The organism is Treponema sp. R8-4-B8, assembly GCF_054786175.1.
Window position 1 is genome coordinate 23,804 of the sequence record NZ_BDHE01000482.1, and the last position, 20,617, is coordinate 44,420.

General features: G+C 40.2%; 18 protein-coding genes. 2 read left to right on the forward strand and 16 right to left on the reverse strand.

Features of this window, described 5'->3' with window-relative positions:
• Window positions 1-12: 12 nt before the first annotated feature.
• The 4 genes from ACYVRA_RS10625 to ACYVRA_RS10640 all read right to left on the reverse strand — a co-directional run bounded on the left by ACYVRA_RS10625 (window position 13) and on the right by ACYVRA_RS10640 (window position 8,863).
• Window positions 13-6,405, reverse strand: coding sequence for an SNF2-related protein (locus ACYVRA_RS10625; RefSeq protein WP_461252678.1), 6,393 nt, complete (start codon window positions 6,403-6,405; stop codon window positions 13-15).
• Window positions 6,406-6,441: 36 nt separating this feature from the next.
• Window positions 6,442-6,774, reverse strand: coding sequence for a hypothetical protein (locus tag ACYVRA_RS10630; protein ID WP_461252679.1), 333 nt, complete (start codon window positions 6,772-6,774; stop codon window positions 6,442-6,444).
• Between the two features lie 4 nt (window positions 6,775-6,778).
• Window positions 6,779-7,942, reverse strand: coding sequence for a hypothetical protein (locus tag ACYVRA_RS10635; RefSeq protein ID WP_461252680.1), 1,164 nt, complete (start codon window positions 7,940-7,942; stop codon window positions 6,779-6,781).
• A 111-nt stretch (window positions 7,943-8,053) separates the two neighbouring features.
• Window positions 8,054-8,863 (reverse strand): PBECR3 domain-containing polyvalent protein, encoded by an 810-nt coding sequence (locus ACYVRA_RS10640; RefSeq protein ID WP_461252709.1) that lies wholly within the window; start codon window positions 8,861-8,863, stop codon window positions 8,054-8,056.
• Window positions 8,864-8,988: 125 nt separating this feature from the next.
• Between ACYVRA_RS10640 and ACYVRA_RS10645 the strand changes: the two genes are divergently transcribed.
• Window positions 8,989-9,201, forward strand: a complete 213-nt coding sequence (locus tag ACYVRA_RS10645) for a hypothetical protein (protein WP_461252681.1) — start codon at window positions 8,989-8,991, stop codon at window positions 9,199-9,201.
• 7 nt (window positions 9,202-9,208) lie between these two features.
• On the opposite strand, the gene ACYVRA_RS10650 is transcribed toward ACYVRA_RS10645, so the two are convergent.
• The 12 genes from ACYVRA_RS10650 to ACYVRA_RS10705 form a co-directional block, all read right to left on the reverse strand.
• Window positions 9,209-9,394: a hypothetical protein gene (locus ACYVRA_RS10650; protein WP_461252682.1), complete on the reverse strand. Its 186-nt coding sequence runs from the start codon at window positions 9,392-9,394 to the stop codon at window positions 9,209-9,211.
• Between the two features lie 12 nt (window positions 9,395-9,406).
• Complete coding sequence (locus ACYVRA_RS10655) at window positions 9,407-9,586, reverse strand: hypothetical protein (protein ID WP_461252683.1); 180 nt, start codon at window positions 9,584-9,586, stop codon at window positions 9,407-9,409.
• 5 nt (window positions 9,587-9,591) lie between these two features.
• Entirely contained in the window at window positions 9,592-10,413 is an 822-nt protein-coding gene (locus ACYVRA_RS10660) for a hypothetical protein (RefSeq protein ID WP_461252684.1), read from the reverse strand.
• A 1-nt stretch (window position 10,414) separates the two neighbouring features.
• Window positions 10,415-10,783, reverse strand: a complete 369-nt coding sequence (locus tag ACYVRA_RS10665; RefSeq protein WP_461252685.1) for a hypothetical protein — start codon at window positions 10,781-10,783, stop codon at window positions 10,415-10,417.
• 71 nt (window positions 10,784-10,854) lie between these two features.
• Entirely contained in the window at window positions 10,855-13,110 is a 2,256-nt protein-coding gene (locus ACYVRA_RS10670; RefSeq protein ID WP_461252686.1) for a MuF-C-terminal domain-containing protein, read from the reverse strand.
• Window positions 13,111-13,125: 15 nt separating this feature from the next.
• Entirely contained in the window at window positions 13,126-13,650 is a 525-nt protein-coding gene (gene loaP, locus ACYVRA_RS10675) for an antiterminator LoaP (RefSeq protein ID WP_461252687.1), read from the reverse strand.
• A 6-nt stretch (window positions 13,651-13,656) separates the two neighbouring features.
• Entirely contained in the window at window positions 13,657-14,316 is a 660-nt protein-coding gene (locus ACYVRA_RS10680; protein WP_461252688.1) for a DUF2786 domain-containing protein, read from the reverse strand.
• Window positions 14,317-14,318: 2 nt separating this feature from the next.
• A complete protein-coding gene (locus tag ACYVRA_RS10685; RefSeq protein ID WP_461252689.1) occupies window positions 14,319-15,605 on the reverse strand; it encodes a relaxase/mobilization nuclease domain-containing protein in 1,287 nt (428 codons plus the stop codon).
• A 452-nt stretch (window positions 15,606-16,057) separates the two neighbouring features.
• A complete protein-coding gene (locus ACYVRA_RS10690; protein ID WP_461252690.1) occupies window positions 16,058-16,342 on the reverse strand; it encodes an HU family DNA-binding protein in 285 nt (94 codons plus the stop codon).
• A gap of 389 nt (window positions 16,343-16,731) precedes the next feature.
• Window positions 16,732-17,538, reverse strand: a complete 807-nt coding sequence (locus ACYVRA_RS10695; RefSeq protein WP_461252691.1) for a hypothetical protein — start codon at window positions 17,536-17,538, stop codon at window positions 16,732-16,734.
• The gene (locus ACYVRA_RS10700; protein WP_461252692.1) at window positions 17,538-18,455 is read right to left on the reverse strand and encodes a ParA family protein; all 918 of its coding nucleotides are present in this window, start codon (window positions 18,453-18,455) and stop codon (window positions 17,538-17,540) included. The genes ACYVRA_RS10695 and ACYVRA_RS10700 overlap by 1 nt, the downstream gene beginning before the upstream one ends.
• 56 nt (window positions 18,456-18,511) lie before the next feature.
• A complete protein-coding gene (locus tag ACYVRA_RS10705) occupies window positions 18,512-18,766 on the reverse strand; it encodes a hypothetical protein (RefSeq protein WP_461252693.1) in 255 nt (84 codons plus the stop codon).
• A 532-nt stretch (window positions 18,767-19,298) separates the two neighbouring features.
• Between ACYVRA_RS10705 and ACYVRA_RS10710 the strand changes: the two genes are divergently transcribed.
• Window positions 19,299-20,600: an adenine-specific methyltransferase EcoRI family protein gene (locus ACYVRA_RS10710; protein WP_461252694.1), complete on the forward strand. Its 1,302-nt coding sequence runs from the start codon at window positions 19,299-19,301 to the stop codon at window positions 20,598-20,600.
• The last annotated feature ends 17 nt before the right edge of the window (window positions 20,601-20,617 follow it).

Genomic DNA, 20,617 nt, shown 5'->3' on the forward strand with positions numbered 1-20,617 from the left:
ACTCCTTATTTATTATATGCGGACGCCGGTAACATGGATACGGCTTTCCATCGTTTTTATTTTTTCCATAGCTTGTTGTTTCTTTAGTTCTTTTTTTAAGGCTTCTTCCTGTATTTTTGCGTTGATAAGTTCTTTCTCCTTATTGACGGATTGAACGATTAAATCCTTCAATTCCGGAACGGTGCTGCCAATTGTATCAATTAAATCGTCATTATCGTAATAGGGAAGTTTTACGCCTTTTTTAGCAGCAGCGAGAATGGCCGTTTTTCCTTCGGCTGAGAAAGGGTTTAACGGTTTTTCGTCGCTTACCGAAAAATAACGGCTTTCTTTCACCTCAAGGACGCCGTCTTTTAAGACTGAAAAAAAGCCCGGGGTAAATTTGCCGTGGTAATCTCGCATTATTAACGCGGCGTGTATGTCATAATATTTTTCTTTTACATTGTCCGGGTACTTGTAAAATTTTTCGTTTTCGATATTTTTTAATATTTCCTGTTCTTCTTTTGAAGTTTTTTGAAAATGATATAACACTTCGTTAGGTGAATATTTATGGGCGTTTCCGCTTAATTCGGAAAGTGAAAAATCTTTTTTAATAATTTTTTCTGAATTTCCATATCCGCGCGCCCTTGCCTGGCTGATACGTTCTTTCTGTTCTTCATCGCTTTCAATTTTCGCGCATAAAAGTTTCTGTTTTTTAAAATTAAAATTATCAATAAGATATGTTCCGGAACAGATGATAATAACGTCATTTTTGCGGTATATTCTATTGGAATTATGGTCGTATAAGAACGGATCATGATTGTTCAAAAGATCATGTTTTGCAAATACGGGATTATTTTTTAAAGACGTTTCAAGAGACATGATTTGCGCCATGCGTTTTTTGTATTCCGCAGTGTTTTCTTTTAACGGCAATAGGGCGCCCCGGGCGAGGGACAGGCTTTTAAGGTTGGCTTTCATCTGTTTTTCCTGAGCTTCCTTTATTTTTGCCTGTTTTTGATTTTCAAGGGCTTCCTTGCGTTTTACCGCCGCGTCCTTGTCCCCCCATTCTTCCGTCAACGCTAACAGTAATTCGTCCGCGTCGATTGAGTTCTCGTCATTGGGGTTTGTAAAAACTTCTGACTTGGTGCGGAGCATTTGATCGATCCAGTTGGCTTTTCTCTGCACGAGGTTGACCGAATAATTGTCGATTGTTCCGGAAGCGAGGTAGGTGTGGAGGCTGACCTTATCCTGTTCGTTTCCCTGCCTGTCAACGCGACCGTTGCGCTGTATAAAGTCCGATGGTCTGAACGGAATGTCAAAGTGATGTACGGCTGACGAGTTTTTCTGCAAATTAACGCCTTCGCCGATGCAGGCTGTGGAGCCTATTATCACTTTATACTTTCCGGCGTTATAATCCGCGATGGCTTTTGAAACTTCTTTTTCAATCGAGCTGTCGCTTTTATTTCCCCCGCTTTTTGTAAAGCCGTTGACGATGACAATGTCTTTTTCTTTGAATCCCTGGTTGATTAACTCGTTTTTGATTTTATCGTGAATATTGAAACTCGCGTCTGAAGAAAAAACCCTGTCGCAAAAAATAACCTGACCGCCTTTCGTATTTTGATAATTTGTAAAGACGTTATTCGCAAGAGTTTCAAGTTTTGGATTTTTCCAGCCTTTGTATTTGGCGGGATCGTAAAGTTCCAAGTCAAGGCTCGCCGTGCGCATCTGGGAATAGAACGTAAGAAAATTTTGCCCGGGAAACTCGATCTGGCGGTCTTTGAAATCAAGAGATTTATAGCGGTCAAGCTCGACGGAAACCGCTTTAACGGCTTCCATTTGTTTTTTGTCTGCGGCGATGACATGCGGGTGGTTTTCAGATAACGGCTTGTCAAGGCCGATGGCTTCGGGATTGTTTTGCAAGTCGGTGTAAGCGAAAAACAAATTTTGAAGCGTGGACAGATTTTTAAAACCTGTAAGAATATTACCTTGTTTAGCCTGCCCGTTGGACCAGTCATAGAGCCATCCCTGCTCGATGTTGGCAAACTCGCGGATAAAGCCGTCAATGGTGGTAACGCCCATGCGCCGCAGCTCCTCCGGAGCGACGTATTGCATCATGTTGTAGTATTCGAGCGGCGAATTGGTAAGCGGCGTGGCGGTTAAAAGATACGCGTTCTTGCCGTTGTTTTTCTCCCTGATATAATCGCATTTTTTATATAGGGACATGGCTTTCGCGGACTGTCTGCCGTCATTCATGCCGGTTTCACGCGAAAGCGACGAACTGAACAAGTTTTTATACCGGTGGGCTTCATCCACGAAAATGGCGTCGCAGCCGAAGTCCTCAAAAGTAACCGTGACGTTGGCCTTTCCGGAAGCGGCTTTGTATTCGCCTTTAAGCGCGGCCATTTCCTGCTGCCGGGCGGTATTGCCAGATTTCTCCATTTTGTAGAGCATTGAAACTTTTGAGGTGATGCGGGCGTCATTTTCGGCGGTTAATTGAATTTCGCTTGCGGAGCTTTCCGGCATAAGGATAATATCCGCGTCGCTTCTCGCCATAGCGTTATATTTTGCGTAACGCTTGTCGCGGCTGGAATAGCCAGGCTCTTCCGGATCGATGGAGGCTATTTTAAGGGACGGCATAACGGAGTTTATTTCTTCTATCCAGTCTTTTATTTTATTGTTGGGAACCTGAAGAAACACGCGGTGCGCTTTATCTTCCTGTTTTAACAGGGACATGAGGGCTATTGACGTAACAGTTTTGCCAAAGCCGGTTCCCAAAGCGGAGATACCGCATTGGTTGCGGTAAAGGTGATGTACGGACTGCCATTGGTGGGGTTTTACGTCTTTTCCACCTTTGCTTTTGTCATTCCATCCGGCGATTTCAACAGGATATGTTTTAACCGGAGCCGTGATATGCGTTTTAAATTTACGGTTATATTCAGATTCAAGCTGAGTGCGGTAATTTTCATGGTTGGAGATAAAAGAGCGGAAAAGGTCGTCATGTTCTTTATTGAAAGCGTCCGTATCGTAATATTTACTGCGCTGCTTTTGGGCGTTGAGATAATAGACGAGCGGATCGGGATATTCCTGCCATTCCCCTATATAAATAATTCCCCATTTGCCTTCGTCATTCTTTGCGAGATTTGCAAGCTGGCTGTTTCCCAGGGCTTCCTCGCTTGAAGCCCATTCGCGCACGATTTCCTGAGGAACCCAAGAAGAACGCGGGGAAAAATCAGCTTCCTCGATGGGCGTCCAGCCTACGGCTTTTTCAAGCTCTGCGGCTCCGTAGAGCATTTTTTGTTTTTCCCAATCGCTTATAAGGACGGCTTTTTCAGCCCTGTTTTTTAATTCGTCGATTTTTTTCCATGCGTCGCCGGAAATAAAATCTTCACGCAACTGATAAAAACCTTCTGTTGTATAGAAAATGTCTTTATGATCTCGCATTTCGGCTATAAGTTCATCGGCTGTGTCCGGGAAGAACGTTTTAATAGTTTCTTCGTCCGCGTCCTTCATTCTTTCACGGAGCGACAAGAGCGCCGACACGGCGGTATTATGCCCGTCAAGAATTTCAACCTGTTTGCGGTATACGTTGTCTTGAGTTAAAAGCGGATCATCTGTTTTTAAAAATGATTCATAAATTCCTTGCACGGCGGGATTTTCACGGGTAAAGCGTTTTATGTCTGTGTCATCAACAGGATAAGCGCCGAATCTTTTAAAGTAATTATTAAGCAACTCACGGCAATTATTCTGTTTTTCTTTAATGTAAATAACGTCCTTTTCTGCCTTCATTTCTTCTTGTATTTTGTGAATACTTTCAGATATAGCTATTATTTCCGTTAATTTACGGGCAAGATTTTTGTTATCGGAAACAAATGTCCATGAATTATTTTTTGAAAGAATATAAGTGTTGTATTCAGAGATTTTTACCGCTCCGCGAGTAAGAGTTTTATTCTCAATTTGCTCTATTTCATCGGCTGATAAATGTAAGTTATCTTTTTTTTCTGAAATTTCGGGAAGTTCAAAATTGTCTCTTGTCTGAGTAAAAATATCCTCTGAAATTATATTCGCCGGTTTGAATGAGGCAAGAATTTGATCTATGCTTTCCGGCGTTATATCGCCTTTAATTTCGTCATTTCCCCACTGCCCTGTTCCTTCGCTCAATGTGCCGGCGACGTGTTCGGGGTGTTTTTCAAAGTATGCGCCGCTTACAAAATCATTGTCATATAACGGCGATGTTTTGAAAGTTGCGTCATCGATTGCGGAAAGCCGGTCTTGAATGTCTTTAGGGTACTTGCGGAACAGGAGAATGTCCGGCATTACCTGCGTATGGGTATGATGAAAACTGCGGTTGGGCAATTTAATCGCTCCGACAAACTGCGCTTTTTTATTTAACGACAACCTGAATTCCTCGTTGGTTTTGTTTTCCAGTACTCCGGGAGCGACAATTAACGCCATAGTGCCGTTGTCTTTTAAGTTGTCGATTGAGCGGCTGACAAAATAATTGTCAAGCGATTTTTCTTCAGGCATATCGAGCGCCGACAAAGAAGCGCCACGTTCTCCGAATGGCGCATTGCCGATAATATGATCAAACGTTCCGGACTTTCCGGAAAGATTAAACGCTTCAAAGCTTTGGTTAAATATTTCGATGTTATCTGAAGAGTGAAGATGTTTCGCAACTTGCGCCGTTCTTTCATCAAGTTCCACGCCGGTAAAGGACAGGTTTTTATCTTTTGGGGCGTATTCAAAAAACACGCCGGTTCCGCAGGACGGCTCAAGGATTTTCGCGCCTGAATTAATATGTCCTGACTTGTCAAGCAGCTGCCAAACAAGACGGGCGACCGGCGGAGAGGTGTAGTAATCGTATAACACGCCTCGCTCATTGTTTGCGGAAATGCCGCCAAAGCCGCTGTAACGGCGGAGGATGGATTTTTCAATGTCGCTTATCGTGCCTTTCTCAGCTTTTTCAAGTACCGCGACCGCTTCTTTATTCATGCGTTCCCTTTCCTGCAAAGAAAGGCGGGAATTAAAATCCGTCCACGCGCCGAAGGGACGGAATTGAGCAGTCTCTTTTTCTTGTACTTGCGCGGGGGTTTCAACAAAGTTTTCGTTGTTTGTTTGTTTGCCAGTTTCCGCAATTTCTTTATAAATTTCTGTTATTTGATTTTCTAAAAAAGTGAGGTCATCTTTTACTGACTGGTCAACGGTGTGTTCTTGTGCGGGGTCTTCTTTGTTTTTTTCAGTATTATTAATTTCTTCTTTAAAGTTTTCAATACCACTTACTAAATCGTATTCTTCATAAATACTTGCAGCCAGATCAACTGCTTTATCATAATCTATTTTTCCAGCGTTATAATCGGCTTTGATTTTCTTTAATCTATCTGCTTTTTCTTGTTTGTATTTTTCGTTTAATTTGCCTAGTTTGTAGTGTTCCTCAATAGTTCCTAAAGCCTCATGTTCGGGGAATCCAAGACTGACTATTTTTTTTATGGCCTCTTCCTTCGATATGCCTTTTTTATCATAATTCGTTGCAATGTCTATAGCTTCAGCGACAGCATCAGAATTAGTCCCTACTACTACAAAATTATTAATTGCTTCTTGAGCTTGTTCCCTAGTCAGCTTTCCGCCAAAGAATGTTTTTTGAAGGCCGTCAATTAAATGTTTAGCGAATAAATTGCCGTATTTGCCGAGATTATACCCGTTGACGCCGTTGCCTGTTAAAGCTAGGGTCCCCGCGTCCATTTGTTCGTTGATGTAATTGCCTATGCTTTTGCTTTCGCCGTTAAAAAGATATTTTTTATCGCCAAGCCATTCTCTGGCTCTAAACTGTTCTTGCGGTAGTAACGTATTTATAAAGTCATATTTTCTTTTATTGTGCCTTTCCAATTTTGACAGCCATTCAAGATATGATTTTGTTTGAAGTAGCTTATCGGTTCCTACCCATTCGGGATAATTCGCCTCTGTCCGCAGGCGTACCTTCGCGGTGTTTTCGTCAATTTTTCCAGACTTGAATTCATTAACGATTGAAGTTACTTTTTTATCGTCAACGCCGGTAATTTTTTTTGGTGTTTCACGCTCTTTTTGCAAATAATTCATTAAATAATTGTGATAACTCTCCCTGTCGGAGCAACCGGCTTTTTGCATATTGCTGAGGGTTAAATCGCGGGAAGGTTTTGTCATGACTCGCAAAAGATGCCTAGCCGCTTCGACGGTATCGCTTTCAAAAAACACGGAAATCTCCGCGAAATTTTTTAGAAAATTATCCGGCGTGTTAAGATACGGAATTTTTATTCTCTGGGGATCGCCGTTGGGTATGTTAAGTTTTACGGCGTTTTTATCCTTATCATTTATTTCCGCAATGGATTGGAAATCAAATGAGAGCTGATCGCCGGGATTGGAAGATTGTTCGTCTATTAGTATGAAGTTTGTATTCATAGTTTACTCCAATATTATTGATATTATCCACTTGTTTCAGAATTTAAAATTTTTAACAATATTTTTTTCTATTTCTGATTTTGCCGCTTTCTTGACTTCTTTTATTGCGGCTTCCTTACATTCAACTAAACTGGTATATGTTCCCCATTTTCGCAATGCGGCGCGTGAGCGTTCATTGTACAACGAATAATCCTTGAATAGGTAATGAAGACCGTAAAAAAAATCATCATTAAATTGTTTTATTTCAATCTTAATAAAACTTTTTTTATAAATTCTTGATAATTCAAAAACTTTAATATAATTCTGTCTGTTTATATCAAGAGCTTCCATTTCCTGAACTGTCATTTTTATTAAAGTATTTTTAAACATCCTTTTACCTTTTCACACCCTGCGTCTGCTCAATATTCTGTTCCTTCTGCGCGAAAATGCCTTTTTCGAGGGTTTTGTAAGTGTCAGGGCTCGCGTATTTCTTCGCCATGTCTTTTGTCACGCTCATTTCAGATAACAGTTTCTTGCCCATGTTTTGTTCGCTGCCGACGGCCGCCACGCATTCGCATACGCCTTGGACGTATCCGGCTTTCCGGGCGTTCGCGATCACTTCAACAAGCTGGCGCTCGGGGATGGGCGCATGGTTCTTTACGGCGGGGGCGGCTTCAATTAAACTGTATAAATAATTTTTTGCCGCCTTCTGGTCTTTTATTCCCATCATGTTGAGCCGCCTGTCCACGGCGTTCTTGCACTGCGGGGGTATGTTGTCTTTAAGTATTTGGATTGCGACGTATGGGCGCTCGGCAACCGCTTTTGACTGCGCCATTTGCTTTAACGCTCCCATTATGTTTTTGTCGGTTACGTTGTCAAGGTTAAGGTGTTCGCATTTGTCGGTTATTGTAATGTTGGGCTTGCCTTTTGACATGACTAGGCAATTATCCTGCGATTTAATTTTTGCGAAACTGTCCGCTACGACAAGGCAGTTGTCGGCGGCTTGTACCGTGCAATTTTCGCTGGCGTAGACTATGCAGTTGTCTTTTGCCATGATGGAGCAATTTTTATTGCCGATGAGGGTGGATTCGCCTTTTCCTGAAAGGGCGGTTACGTCCGTTCCTTTGGCGGTAGCTTTTTGGTATGTGTAAACCTTGCTGCTTCCGGAGGCGGATACGGAGGCTTCATCATGGGCGTGGACCGTGCAATTGCCGTCCGCTGATACTTTTGAGGAGTCTTTGAGCGTTATTTGGCAATGCTCGTAAACATTGCCGAAAGATGAGTCATGCAGCGTAACTTTACAATTGCCCTTCGCGACGATATTCGCATTGTCATGTCCGATGACGGTGGTTTTTCCCTGGGCGGCGACGACGCCGTTTTCTTTCGCGGTAATTGTAATTTCCGCCTCGGAGGCGCATTTTCCGTTTTTGCCTACTGTAACGTCGGTTTTGACTACAATGAAATCCTTGTTGTTTTGAATAACAAGTTCGTTTCCCGCGTGTTTTCTTGCTTTAACTATTTGATCGTATTCGGCTTGAGTGCTTATAATTATTTGCATGATTTATCTCCTTGTTTCTTGTGGGTTTTTCAAAAGATCGTTTACAATCTTTAAAGCGTCGATCAAGGCGGCGGCGGTTTTAATCATTCCCCTATTCATTTTGTTTCTCCTTTATCTTTTTATAGCGTTAGTTTGTTCTTGTTTCTGTTCCGGAGCGAATATCCCTTGTTCCAGTTTTTTGAAGGTTTCAGGGTTTGCGAATTTTTTTGCCATTTCTTTATTTACTTTCATCTCGGTTAATAGTTTTTTGCCCAAAGCATGGTCATCGCCGATGGCGGCGACGCATTCGCATACGCCCTGAACATAACCGGCTTTACGGACCGTCTCTATTTCTCTTGACTTTTTTATGAATTCTGTTATATTTGAAGTTGATAAGCCTTGCGTTTTGGTGGGATTGGCTACCATCCCCGATTCTTTAATGGTCGGACGTAGGTCGGGATAGCCTCCGATAGCTGCAAGGCTTATTATTTTTGTTTTGGACGTGTCTATGCCAGATGCGCTTGATATTGTGTCATGGAACTTTTGTTCGTTTATCGCATTTTTCCATTTGTACATTGTTTTACCACGCAAGCTTTTATTGTTTTTCCCTTCTAAAACCACTTCATAATAAAAAGTTGTGCCGTCTTTCATCTTTTTTGCATACGCAATGAAAGATTTATTCTTATCATGCCCTTCCGTATATTTTCCGCCAACCATAACATGATCAGGGGATTTTACTATTTCGTGTATTTTGTCAAAGTCGCTTTCATTAACAGCAATTTGCCCTCTCTCCTTTTCAAACTTTTCATTTCCATGTTCTTTCATTATATGAGCGACAAATTCGTCTGTTATTTCATGCTCGAACCCGTCTATGTCCAGGCCTATTTTTTTCGCTTCGTCAACGAGCCATTTGTCAACTTTGCCTATGGGTATTTTTAAAATTTGGTTTTCCTCTTTAAGAGTTTTCCGTTTTTATTTCCATAAACCGCTTAATGTATAAAATAAAAGCCCCTCCAGTGGTACAATAGAATTACCACAAAACTAAATTCCCAAAGGAGGGACAAAGAATGACGAAAGAACAGGAAATACGGGCGTTCGCTTTGGCGATAGCCGTGTTAAACAACGAAGGATCATTTTTTCAATTATTGAAAGGCAAAGATTACGTGATTGAATTTAACGGACAGCAAACCGCTTATCTTAAAGCCGTAGAAAAGTACATTGAGGCCGGGCTTTGCCGGGAAGTGTCAAATTACGCGCCGGAATTAAAAAACCTTATTTAAGAGGATTTTAAATCACATGCTCCGGCGGGTTGCCATACTCCGGCGCAATCCGTTCGCGGGACAATACTAACTTTATATCAAGCGTGGGCGTCCCTATACACATTTTCTTGCTCTTAACGGATTTCAGGGTGTATCCCTGCGCTTCAATTTCTTTGGTAATTTTAATTAACGCTTCCATGTCATTAATTTCCATATTATCCTCCTGTTATGTGTTTTGCGTTTTTATTTTTTCAAACTGCGCCCGGTCTATTTTTGTCGTGGAGAGTATTTGTTTCGCGAGGTCTTTTCTGTTTGACTCGACCATGATTGACGCGCAGCGCACTATGGCGCCGTTGCGGCTTTTTAAGAATTCGTCCCTGATATTTTTTTTGTATTCGTCGTCCATAATTTTTATCTTGTGAAGCTTTGAGTTTGTTCAAGGGTTTGTTCCTGTTTTTGAGCGAATATCCCCTGTTCCAGCGTTTTGAACGTTTCCGGATTGGCGAATTTTTTCGCCATGTCCCTGTTTACGTTCATTTCCGTTAAAAGTTTTTTGCCTAAAGCGCGATCTTCGCCGATGGCGGCGACGCATTCGCATACGCCCTGGACGTATCCGGCTTTACGCGCAATTTCAATTTCATTTGAGTTGTCATTTGAGCTGTCATTTGAAAAACGCGATTCGTATCTTTCTTTTTCGCCGTTCGTCAAAGCTTTAAGGAGCTGCTGGGTGTTAAGAAGTTTTTTGTCCTGCTGAATATTTGGCAGTACTTCATCATAAATATCTTCAACTACTTGAGGATATTTCTTTATATGTTTGGATATGGTGATTTGAACGGAATCCATGACGTTGTTTGATTCAAATTCGTTAACAGCAGTAATTTCAAAAAACGAGCGTGACGTATCATCGCCCAACTTTTTCGAAAGTTTTGCATATTCAGAGACATATTCGTTATGTTTCTCGGGGTTGGAAGACAAATTTACAACATGGGCTATTTCTTCATGAGAAAAATGTTTCATGATGTTATCAGCGACGAGCCTGACTAACGCTTCGTGATGATATCCTCTTATTACCGAAGGATGTTTGGGATCATCCTGTTTTATAAATTCCATTATATTTTGCGCTGACCCGGCTTTTAATATGTTTTCTTTCGCCTGTTCAATGTTACGCTCATAATTGGCATCGCCATATATTTCTTTCTCTTTCGCCATGAAATTTCCAAAAATGTTATCCATGTTATTCTCCTTTCCCTTTGCGGGCGTTTATTTTACGGAGCGAAAATGCTTTTCTGAGGCATAAGTCAATGTCGCCGCTGTCGCAAGGGATGTTTTCAAACTCCTTGGCGGCGTTTTCAGCTATTTTTTTCGCGTAATCGGCGCTTCCTTTAACCTTATAACTTTGCAATGCGCCGTTACGGGCATTTTCGGAAGGGGAAGACAGCGTGAAGCTGAGAAGGGTTTCAGAGCGTTTGTAAGGGGTTACCGTGAATATGACGGCCATATTACTGAGTAAAAATGTTTTTTCTTCGTATTCCCCATCGTAATTCAAGTGCAAAGCCCAGCCGTTATTTTTAGAAGTTTTTTTATTATCGTTGTTATCTGACATAGAATATTCCTTGTTATGATGTTTGAATAAGGCCGCCAAGTCATTTTACGCATGGCGGCTTTTACGCGTCCTTACATTCCGCGCCCTATGGACTGTTCCTGTTCCTGTTTTCGTTCAGGCTGGTTTTGTTTTTGAGTTTGCATTCGCAAGTCCCTCATAAAATTTTTGCATTCCGCGTTTGCGTTTATGGAAATCTTTTCAAGACTGAACGGATTAGTGACAACTTGTCCTGTCGTTTTGCTGACAGGGGGAGGTATTATTTCGCCTGTTTCTTTGTTTATCTTCTCTTTCATCGGCTCGTACAGCTTATTGATCATTTTCTCGGAGAATTCGGCTGCTTGTTCGGGGGTTGCTTTAAATTTGCTTCCCATTGAAACGGCGGCGAAATATTGGCCAAGATACTTTTCAGGTTCTGTTGAAGAACAGGCTATTTCAGGACCCGGTTCTTTCGGCTTTTTTTTCTCAGGTTCCCAGTTCGCGCCTTTTTGAGTTTTCATGTACTCAATTTTTTTCTGCTCGTCCTCTTGAATTTTTTGATCGGCCCATTTTTTCATTTCCCAGGGTTTGTTCAATTGGGCGACGTTAAACAGCCTGATATGCTTGTCTTCATATTCGTCTGTCACTTCATTTTTTTCGCTGACATGAAGAGAAACGCCTTTCTGCCCTTTATCTATGTGCAGATCGAGGCCATCTTTTTGAGCTTTTTCAATTTGATGATACGTGACATATTCTCCTGTGGGAAACCCGTTTTGCCTCTGGATTTCCTTTAAATACAAAAGAGTCGAGCCGTGATAAAATTTATCAGGGTTCATGATGCTATACGCCGGAGCGGTATCGGCATAACCGTCCTTCCCCGGCAGACACGCTAAATCTCCGGATTTGATCGCTTCGGCGACAATCTTGCGCTGATGAACGGCGTTCCTAAACGCCAGTTCGTTGGGTGAAAGTTTTTCTTCCTCTTCGTTTGATAAGGGCTGGGTTCCCTTCAATTCAGCCAGGTAAGCGTCTACCTGATCTGAAATTTTTTGTCTTTCGTCTGACATAATATTCTCCTTGCTATTAAAATTCCGTCTCTCAAGAGGCGGGGATTCACCTTGTTTTGGCATTTTCGCCAGTTCGTCATCAGTAGGGAGCCGTCCGTTTGCGACAAAAAAACTCAACGCGTTTCCGGGATACGGCTTTCCTTTGTTTAGTTCGCGGCTAAGTTCCGCAAACCCTTTCACTCTTACAGTTCCATCGGGTTGAACTGTCGCATTTTTTTCAAAGTGGTCGTTAATTTTTTCAAGTGTTGATTTATTTGCTTCCTGTTTTGATTGGTCGTGGTCGAAAGAATCGACAAATGACGCGGCGTTTCTCAAGTCGTTTGATGCTTCCATATGGAAACTGAAATAATCTTTAATTTGATAAATGTTTACGTTTTGTTTTTTGTCAAAAACTTTAATCGCGTCATCTATCATTTTTTTCGCGGCATCCACGTCTCCTTCAAAACGGATTGTTAATGAATCGTCTCCGAATCTGCTTTTAAATCCGTCATGTATTGTTATAAGCAGAGGATCGTCATTTTTATTCAAACCCCGGCGGGAAAGTAAAAATTCAATATTTGTTTCTGGTTCCCCAAAAGTATGTTTTAATGATTCTCTGTACCATGAAACTTTGTCGTCTTTTGTCCAAATGCCTTCTAATTCATCTGACATATTTTTCTCCTTGTTTAATATATTTTTGTTAAATTGCTTGACAATATCGTTTTTTGTAAGTATATTTTTAGTAGAAGGTTTCGAATTATGGCGAGGAAGCGATTGGAGCTGGCCCCATAGTTCGGAACCTTCGTTTTTTATGTATAGTATTTTTTGTTCGTCATTAATTTTACTAAGAAACCTTTCAAAATTATGTTTTTCATAAACCGTCGGAATAAACGTAAAACCATGTCCATCATGAGATGGGGAAAGAATAGCTATGATCTGTTCCTGTTTTTCAGTTTTGGCGTTAAGAACCGCTATGTACGCATCAGGGTTATCGGACATTGATAAAGATTTAAATACGGCTTCTGGATCATAGGTAAGGGAAAGCAGGTTTTCAATAATTTCCTTCGGAACATGATGTTTATTTTTACCTTCAATGCCAAGAGCTTTTAATATTGTTTTGCTGCTTGTTTTTAATTGTTTGTCAGACAATCCGAGTGTTGTATAAATTGGCGGCAAAGGCCCCATATCAATCAAATTTGTTTTAGAACAGTTAGATTCCAAAAAAGTCTTTAATTGTTCTTTGTACTTTCTCTCAATATCCAAAGAAGGAATAAATAAAGCTTCTTTTTGTTCTTCTTTTGTCATAAAGATTTTGTATTGTCACTTAACCGGCTCGATCACTTCAAAAGCGAGATCAATTGAAAATGAATCGCTGTATAAGTCAAGGCTTATTTTCGCCCTGCCCTTCCGTTTGTCAACTTTTATTATTTTTCCCTCAAGACCTTTTAAGGGGCCTTCCAATACGACGATGCGGGAGTTTTCGTCAAAGTAAACTTTTGAGCTGCCCGCAATTTGGCCGGTTCTTTTTATGAAGTGAAGGACAATATCCAAACTATGACCCGACAACGGGGTAATGTCTTGGTTTGATTTTAAGAAACGGAAAAACCCTTCAATTTCTTTAAAAAAAACTTGTTTGGATAAAACATCTTCTTTATATTCCGCTTCTATGAATATGTATCCCGGAAAGATCGCGTGTAAAGATTTTTTAAGTTTGCCTTTCTTGCTTACGGTTAATTCCCTCTGCGGGAAATATATGGGCAGGTTAATTTCAGGATGACGGCTTTTAAAAAGCTTTATGTATTTGTTTTCAGAGCGCGTTCTTGCCTGTATCGCGTAATAGTTCATTTGTTTTTATTGAAGCTGTAAAACTGGCGTATATCCGGCTTGCCTTTCTAATGAAACGCCGTCTCCGTATAAAATTCCTTTGGTAATTGCCTTTTCATCTAATTTAAATAATATTTCTTTGACTTTAAGTTCTGAATAAAGAGTTGTTGATTGTACAATAAATTTTTCAGCGTCTTTAATATTATCATCACGGTATGGAGCCCATGAACAAGACTTTCCCAATTCCATAATCCGATCATAAATACGGTCAGCCATTCCATACTTAAAACTTATACGGTATTTTCTTTTTGCGTTTTTATGAATAGATTTTTTAGCGCAACGATTAATGGAATTAATTAAATAAGTAAACATTTCTCCGGCTAAAAAAACATAAAGGCTTTCTCCGGTAAATACAAAAGACTTTTTGTCAACGCATCTATACGTATGACAACCGTATAACCATGCGACGGCATTTGATATTACTGCCCTATAAGGTATATAAGTTTTTGTTGATTTTACCATAAGGGATTCAAATCGTAAAGAATTTTCGTCCAATTTATATTCATTGATAAGATCATTCGCTTTTTTCAAGGCGATGTAAGCTTCATTTTCATTGTCGCTTTTTGAAAGGGCGAGCAGCTTCTTTATTTTGGTTTTGATGTTTTCAAGATTATTTTCATTATTCATAATTATTTTTGCGCCTGCCGGTTAAAAGATGTCCTTGATTCTTGCTTGAATATGACCGGCGTTAATCTGCCCTTCTGGCTTTCATAAGTTTTTATGCTGACGGTCTCGCCTTCCCTCAATCTTGTTTTTTCCCTTACAATGACCGGCTTTCCGTCTTTTAAGACCGGTTTGCCGTCTTCCAATAATGGTTTTGATTTGCCCGTGAGCATTTCGGGAGCTTTAAACAGCGGGACGAAAAAAGCCTCTTTTCCGTCCAAACTTTCAATGACTACGGCGTGGTTGTCGCTGGCGTCGTCTTCAAGACGGTATATTTTGGTAATTTTTCCCGATATGGTTCCGTGTTCGCCTGTATAAACTTTCAGCTTTGAAGGATCGGCAAATTTCAATTCTGAACGCGCCGCAAGGAAAGTGTTATACCGGGCGTTTGCCCTGAGATTTTCTTCCCATTGTTTGGAGAAGTGATAAACGCCTTTGTCGTATGAACACATTCCCAGCTTGCGTAAATTTTCAAGGCGGGTGAGTATTCTTTGCCGGTCGGAATAAATTTGATTGGAATAAACTTTGCCTGTCTCTCCGCCTAATTCTTTAATGGTTTGGTCGAGTTTTGTAAAGCGCGGAGCTTCGAGTTCTTTCTCCTTTTCAATCGCGATTTCCTGCGAAGTCCTGTAACCGATTTGTGAGGTGCAAATGTCCCTGGCGTATTCGCGCATGAAGGTTTTTACAACGTCGCGGGGAATTTCAACTTCTTTGCCGTTTTTGTCCTTGCCGTTAATTAAAATATGCGCGTGCGGATGCGCCGTGTTGTAATGGTTCGCGGCTTGCCAGTAAAAAGAATATCCTGTTTGCTGTTCAAGTTTATTTATGAATTTTTCCGTCAAGTCTTTAAGATCGATTTTATCAGATTGTGGGCTTAAAAAGATACGGAAATTCTTGTCTGTCATATTCTGGCGGTATTCATCAAGATCGGTTCCGTACAGTTTCGCGCGGCTTCCGTCAATGTCCGTTCCTTCCCGGACAAGGTATTCTTCCAACTGCTTGCGGTGGGCTTCGCCGCTTTTTGAGTATTGCATTTTAGCGACGCATTTCTGGCGGGTGTCAACGCCGCGTTTTGTAAAGCCGCCGCCTGAGAAACCTGAGCTTTTGTAGCCGCCTGAGCTGCCGCGTGATGAGCGGGGCGTGAGCCTTTTAATAAGTTTGGCGAGAGCGACGGCGGAGTCCATTTCTTTCTTGCGCCGCTTGAAATATGGCTTTATGCGGTATTCTTTGTCTTCAAATAGGAAATGTCGCATTAGTTTCCTTCAAATAAAACCTGAAAAACAGCTAATAATAATGCCGCTAAAAAAGAGGCTGATAATCTTAACACACAGAAATGATTTAAAGGCCATATACAGATAAACATTAATATCCATAAAAGATTAAGTGAAAAGTTTTTTGATATTTTAATAAGTTTTTTCATTGGATTAAAATTATCCGTCTCTCCGGATTGTCACGCAAAGCGTAATTCTGATTGCGTGTAGAAACACCTGTATTATTTGTGAGAACATGTACCGGTTGTTTCAACGATTCCGCTGGCCCGGTTCCTGGCTTCCACACAAATTTTAAAATTGGGTTTTTATTTTAAAAATAAAAAGGGCAATCGCTCCGAACAGTCCCGAGAGCCATCCAAAAATAAAAGGGATTGGATGACATGCAATTTCATAAAATATTTTATTTATTCTGTTCATCGCTAATTTTCTCTAAATCAGGGTTGTTCGTTTTGACGAGCAACCTTGTTCCAAACCGATAGCCTGAGTTTTTGGCATGGGCGGAATATTATTCTGCCGTGGGCCGGTATGTTGGCGAAGGCGGCTTTTCTTTTCGCTACTTCCCTGATGAAGAACGAGCCAAACCCTCTCAGTTCGATTCGTTCGCCTCTGGCGACGGCAGCGGAGATGGCTTCAAAGATCGTGTCGATACATACGGAAGCTTCCCGAAGGGGTACGCCGGTGGTCTTTTTAATTTCTCTTAACAATGCGGCTTTATTCATATTAATATCCCCCAGTATTTGTTAAAATAAATCGCTCGTCTGGCTTTACAATCGCTCGTCTGACGGGTGATATAATCGCTCTACCGCCCAAAAGCGGACGACTAATAGCCAGTTTAGACGAGCGTTAGACGACTAATAGCCGTTTTGGACGAGCGTTAGGCGACTAATGCCCTTTAATCGCTCTACCGCTGGACGACTAATGCCTTTTTCGTGCCTTGTAAGTACCCGATACATCGAGACTATATGCGTATAAGTACCCGATATATCGACAACATAAGCAGTGGGTGTATATACGGCAAGTGCGTTCAATATACATTTAAGTACCCGATGTATCGGGGGCTTGCATAACACGCATATACATCCTTTATCTTGCCGACTTCGGGACAACGCTACACCGGCGTAGCGTTTCGAGAAATCAGCGCAAGCCTTGGCAATTGTTCTGAAACAGTCTTCGGCAACAAGTCATAGAAACCACGTTTCTCGTTCTTTTTGAGAAAATGATTAATAAGCAATTCTGCAGATGGTATTTGTTTAGAATCGACCAACAAAATAATAGCTCCTTTAAGAAACGAAACAACGGGAGGAAGGGTTTGCGCATCATTTACTGTAAAATTGACTTCCTGCGGTTGTTTACCTTTGCTTTTGTTGTAAACTTTCTTTATTGACGTTTTGCCTTCCTTAATATCTTGTAAATCTTCTTCTGAAGCGTTTTTCAAAACAGATTTGGCTTGATACATTGTCGTTCCGCCTATGCCAACACGTTTTGCCAATTCAACAGCAGCACGTCCATCTCCGTTTCTTGATCTTGTGTCTGGAATCATTTCCGCAATGACAAGTATGTCAGCTCCATCCAAATTCCGGCGGATAACCTGTCTTTCATAGGTGTAAAAAATGGCGTCTTCACGGTTTTCAAAGTTTTTCTCGATATACGGAATTTCAGCTAATCCCGCTTTTTTTGCAGCAGCGTAACGCTGGTGTCCGTCTACAAGAATTTTTTCCCATAGGGTAACAGGTTCTTCTTTGTGAAAGCCGTCTTTTTTAATGCCCTCGCATATTTCATCAATGACTTTTTCAGACGGCTTAAATATTTTTGATATTTCCGGATCAATAATAATCTTATCAATCTGAATGTATTTGACGTTGTAACTGTCTCCGGCGTTAAAGCCCGGCTTGGAAGGCGTTGGAAGTTTAGCCATCAGAACGCCTCCGGGATTCGCAATTCTTCATTGAAGAAGCAACCGGCAAGCTCTGAAACGGATTTGTGTAAATCCGGGTTGTAAACGGTATTTGGAATGCCTTTTGTACAAGATAAATCTTTGTGATAATCAACGATAAGATGTATCATTGTTGTCCAAGGAAACCATGTTTCCGCCGGAGTAAGGGGCAGTTCGTCCCTTTGGTATAATTTGATAAAATCATTTTGACGGCCTGTTTTTGATTCTTCAAACCGCTTGTCATAACCGTTAATCAGGATATACCAGTTTCTAATGTCTTCCACGTCCCTCGGCAGAACGCGCGAAAAAAAGGACGCGGCGTTGTAACTGAATAAGTCTTTTAAAACCGGCGTTATGGTGTAATCGGAAGCGTTGACCGCGTTAAGGACTATGTTGTCGTAAGTGGGCGGGCAGTCGATGATGCAGACGTTATATTTGCCGTAGAGCGTCGGGATCATTCTTTTAAGCCTTTTTTCGTTTAACGTGCGTAAATCCGCTAAATACGGGGTTGATGCGATTAAATCGACGCCTTCCGTTATTGTCGGAACCGCGTAATCGCACAAATTGTTTTTTTCATCGCTCAAGGCTTTCGCGATGTTCTGTTTTTTGGTGCGCTCCCACATTTCTTCAGTTAAAGAAAAATTAGTGAGCGAATTGTTAAGGTCGCTGTCTATCATCAGCACCTTTTTACCGGCGGCGGCGAGCGCTTTGGCCAGAAGAATGGCTATATGCGTCTTCCCCGTGCCACCTTTAATAGACGTAAAAGATATGACAGTCGTTTTACACGCGCTGCATAAATCGTCTTGAATAAAATAACAGGGCTTGCCTGTCGTTTCCACGTTGTCGTCGCATGGACGACTGACTGCGCCGCAAACGCGGCATTTTCTAATTCCTTGCATTTTTTCCCTCCAAATTTATTATTTATCCCTCTTATGAGGTAATAAATTTCAAAAAACTAACGTCTTATAGTCCTCCCTTCTTCTTGTTTTTCTTTTTCAATCCGATATATACGTTTCGCCTCGTCTCTGTCTTTCTGGTATTCAAAAGACCCATATCCGGAATTATCAAGCTTATGGCCTTTTGCTTGTTCTAATAAAAAATTACAAAATTCCCATTTTGTGGTATCCCATTCCTTGTTAAGTTTCTCTTCCAAAAAATCATAGAGGCGCTTTTTTGCGATGTCTCCGGCATCAGATATTTTATTTTCCATGTGTTTTTCCTTAATTTTTTTTATTTGATACTGCACGGCTGTGCCAGTTACTACCGGGACTGGTCATGCAAGTGACCTATTGACTGTCCGTCTTTGCGCAACCGATGGGTTGTGTTTTTAGAAGGGCAGATCAAAAGCGTAACTGGCACAGCCGTGCAGTATCCGTATTTGGGATCGCAAGAACGCGCCCCTATTTCCATCCTGGTCGCCGAAACTTACTCAGGTGAGATGGATTTTTTTGTTGATTAGTGATACGACTTAGTGACCACGCTTTTTTTAAGCCTTATGTTATAAGGACTTATTTTGTAGCGTCCGTCAGTTACAGCCGGAACGTTATGCGAAACACAACCACAAAGATATATAAGAGCAAAACATAACCAGCGATATTAAATTTAATGTAAAATAATAAAGGGTTTATTGTCTCCAGAATACATATTTTCAATAAGAAAAGGCGAAAATAGATACTTGTATCACATTTTAGAATATGATATAAATATAAATGTATTAGTTTAGTGGTAAAAGGGGCTTAATTTTGGCTAAAAACAAGGAAAAATCGCCTACTGAAAGCAGGCAGTATATTCACATCGTTCAAGCATTGTTAGAACCCTCAAAATGTAAAATTGGTAAGACAAACGACCTTAATCGGCGGTTAAAAGAATATAATAGCATGACTGGAAAATCAAAAGAAAACATTTACCAGTATTTATTAACATGCGAAGTAAAAGATATGGCAACTGTGGAGAATGATTTAAAATACGAATTCATTACCTTACGTGAAGAAAAAAGTAAAGAAATATATTTTTTTAATACACATTGGTTTAATCAATATGTCAAATTTATTAAATCTCATCCGTTATTTATAAAAGAAACATATCTTAAAACAGAAGATAAAAAACAAATTGTAAAAATAGTAAAAAGAACAACACCGTCTCTTGAAGAAAGAGGGGTTACAAGAAAGGAATTACTTCAAAAAGCACAAAAAATAAATAATGATGAATTTTATACGAGATTAGAGGATGTAGAAAAAGAATTATCAATGTATAATAAAAATATTTGGAATAATAAAACTGTATTTTGTAATTGTGATGATGCGGTTGATGACAATGAAAAAAACACGTCTGCTTTTTCAATTTATTTTATACAAAATTTCAGAGAACTTGGATTAAAAAAACTTATTTGTACGCATTACAGCGGTCCGGTTGATTTATTTAATCAAGGTGTTAAAGGGTATATATTTACAAAAACAGGTTATAAAGAATTTGGTAAAAAAGAATTCCCGGAAGGTTATAATGGGAGTTTTGATCACCCACTATCAATAAAAATATTAAAAGAAGAAGCGGATATAGTTTGCACAAATCCGCCATTTTCAAAAGCTATAGATTATTGGGAACTTATAATTAAAAGTGGAAAACGTTTTTTAATAATATCGGCACAAACTAATTATGTAACAATGGCATATATGTCATATTTTAAGGAAAAAAAAGCATGGGGAGGATATAATAGAGTAGATTGGTTTTTAAATCCCAAAAAAGAAATTGTAAGCAACCCTTGTTTCTGGTATACCAATATAAAAATTAAAAACAGACCTAGATACAAACATTTAAAAATTGTTCCGTTAAAAGAAATACCTGAAAAATATATAAAATATGACGACAGCGGATATTTGCAGGTTGATAATTGTTATATTCCAAGTGATTATAAAAAACCTTTTGCAGTATCAAATCATCCTTTATTTAATGGTTTATTAGAAAAAGGATATAAAATTATTGATTGCTATGTTCCAAAAATAAAAAACAAAGACAAATTTAGAAGGGTATTGGTTCAGAAAGAATAGTATAATAAAATAAAATG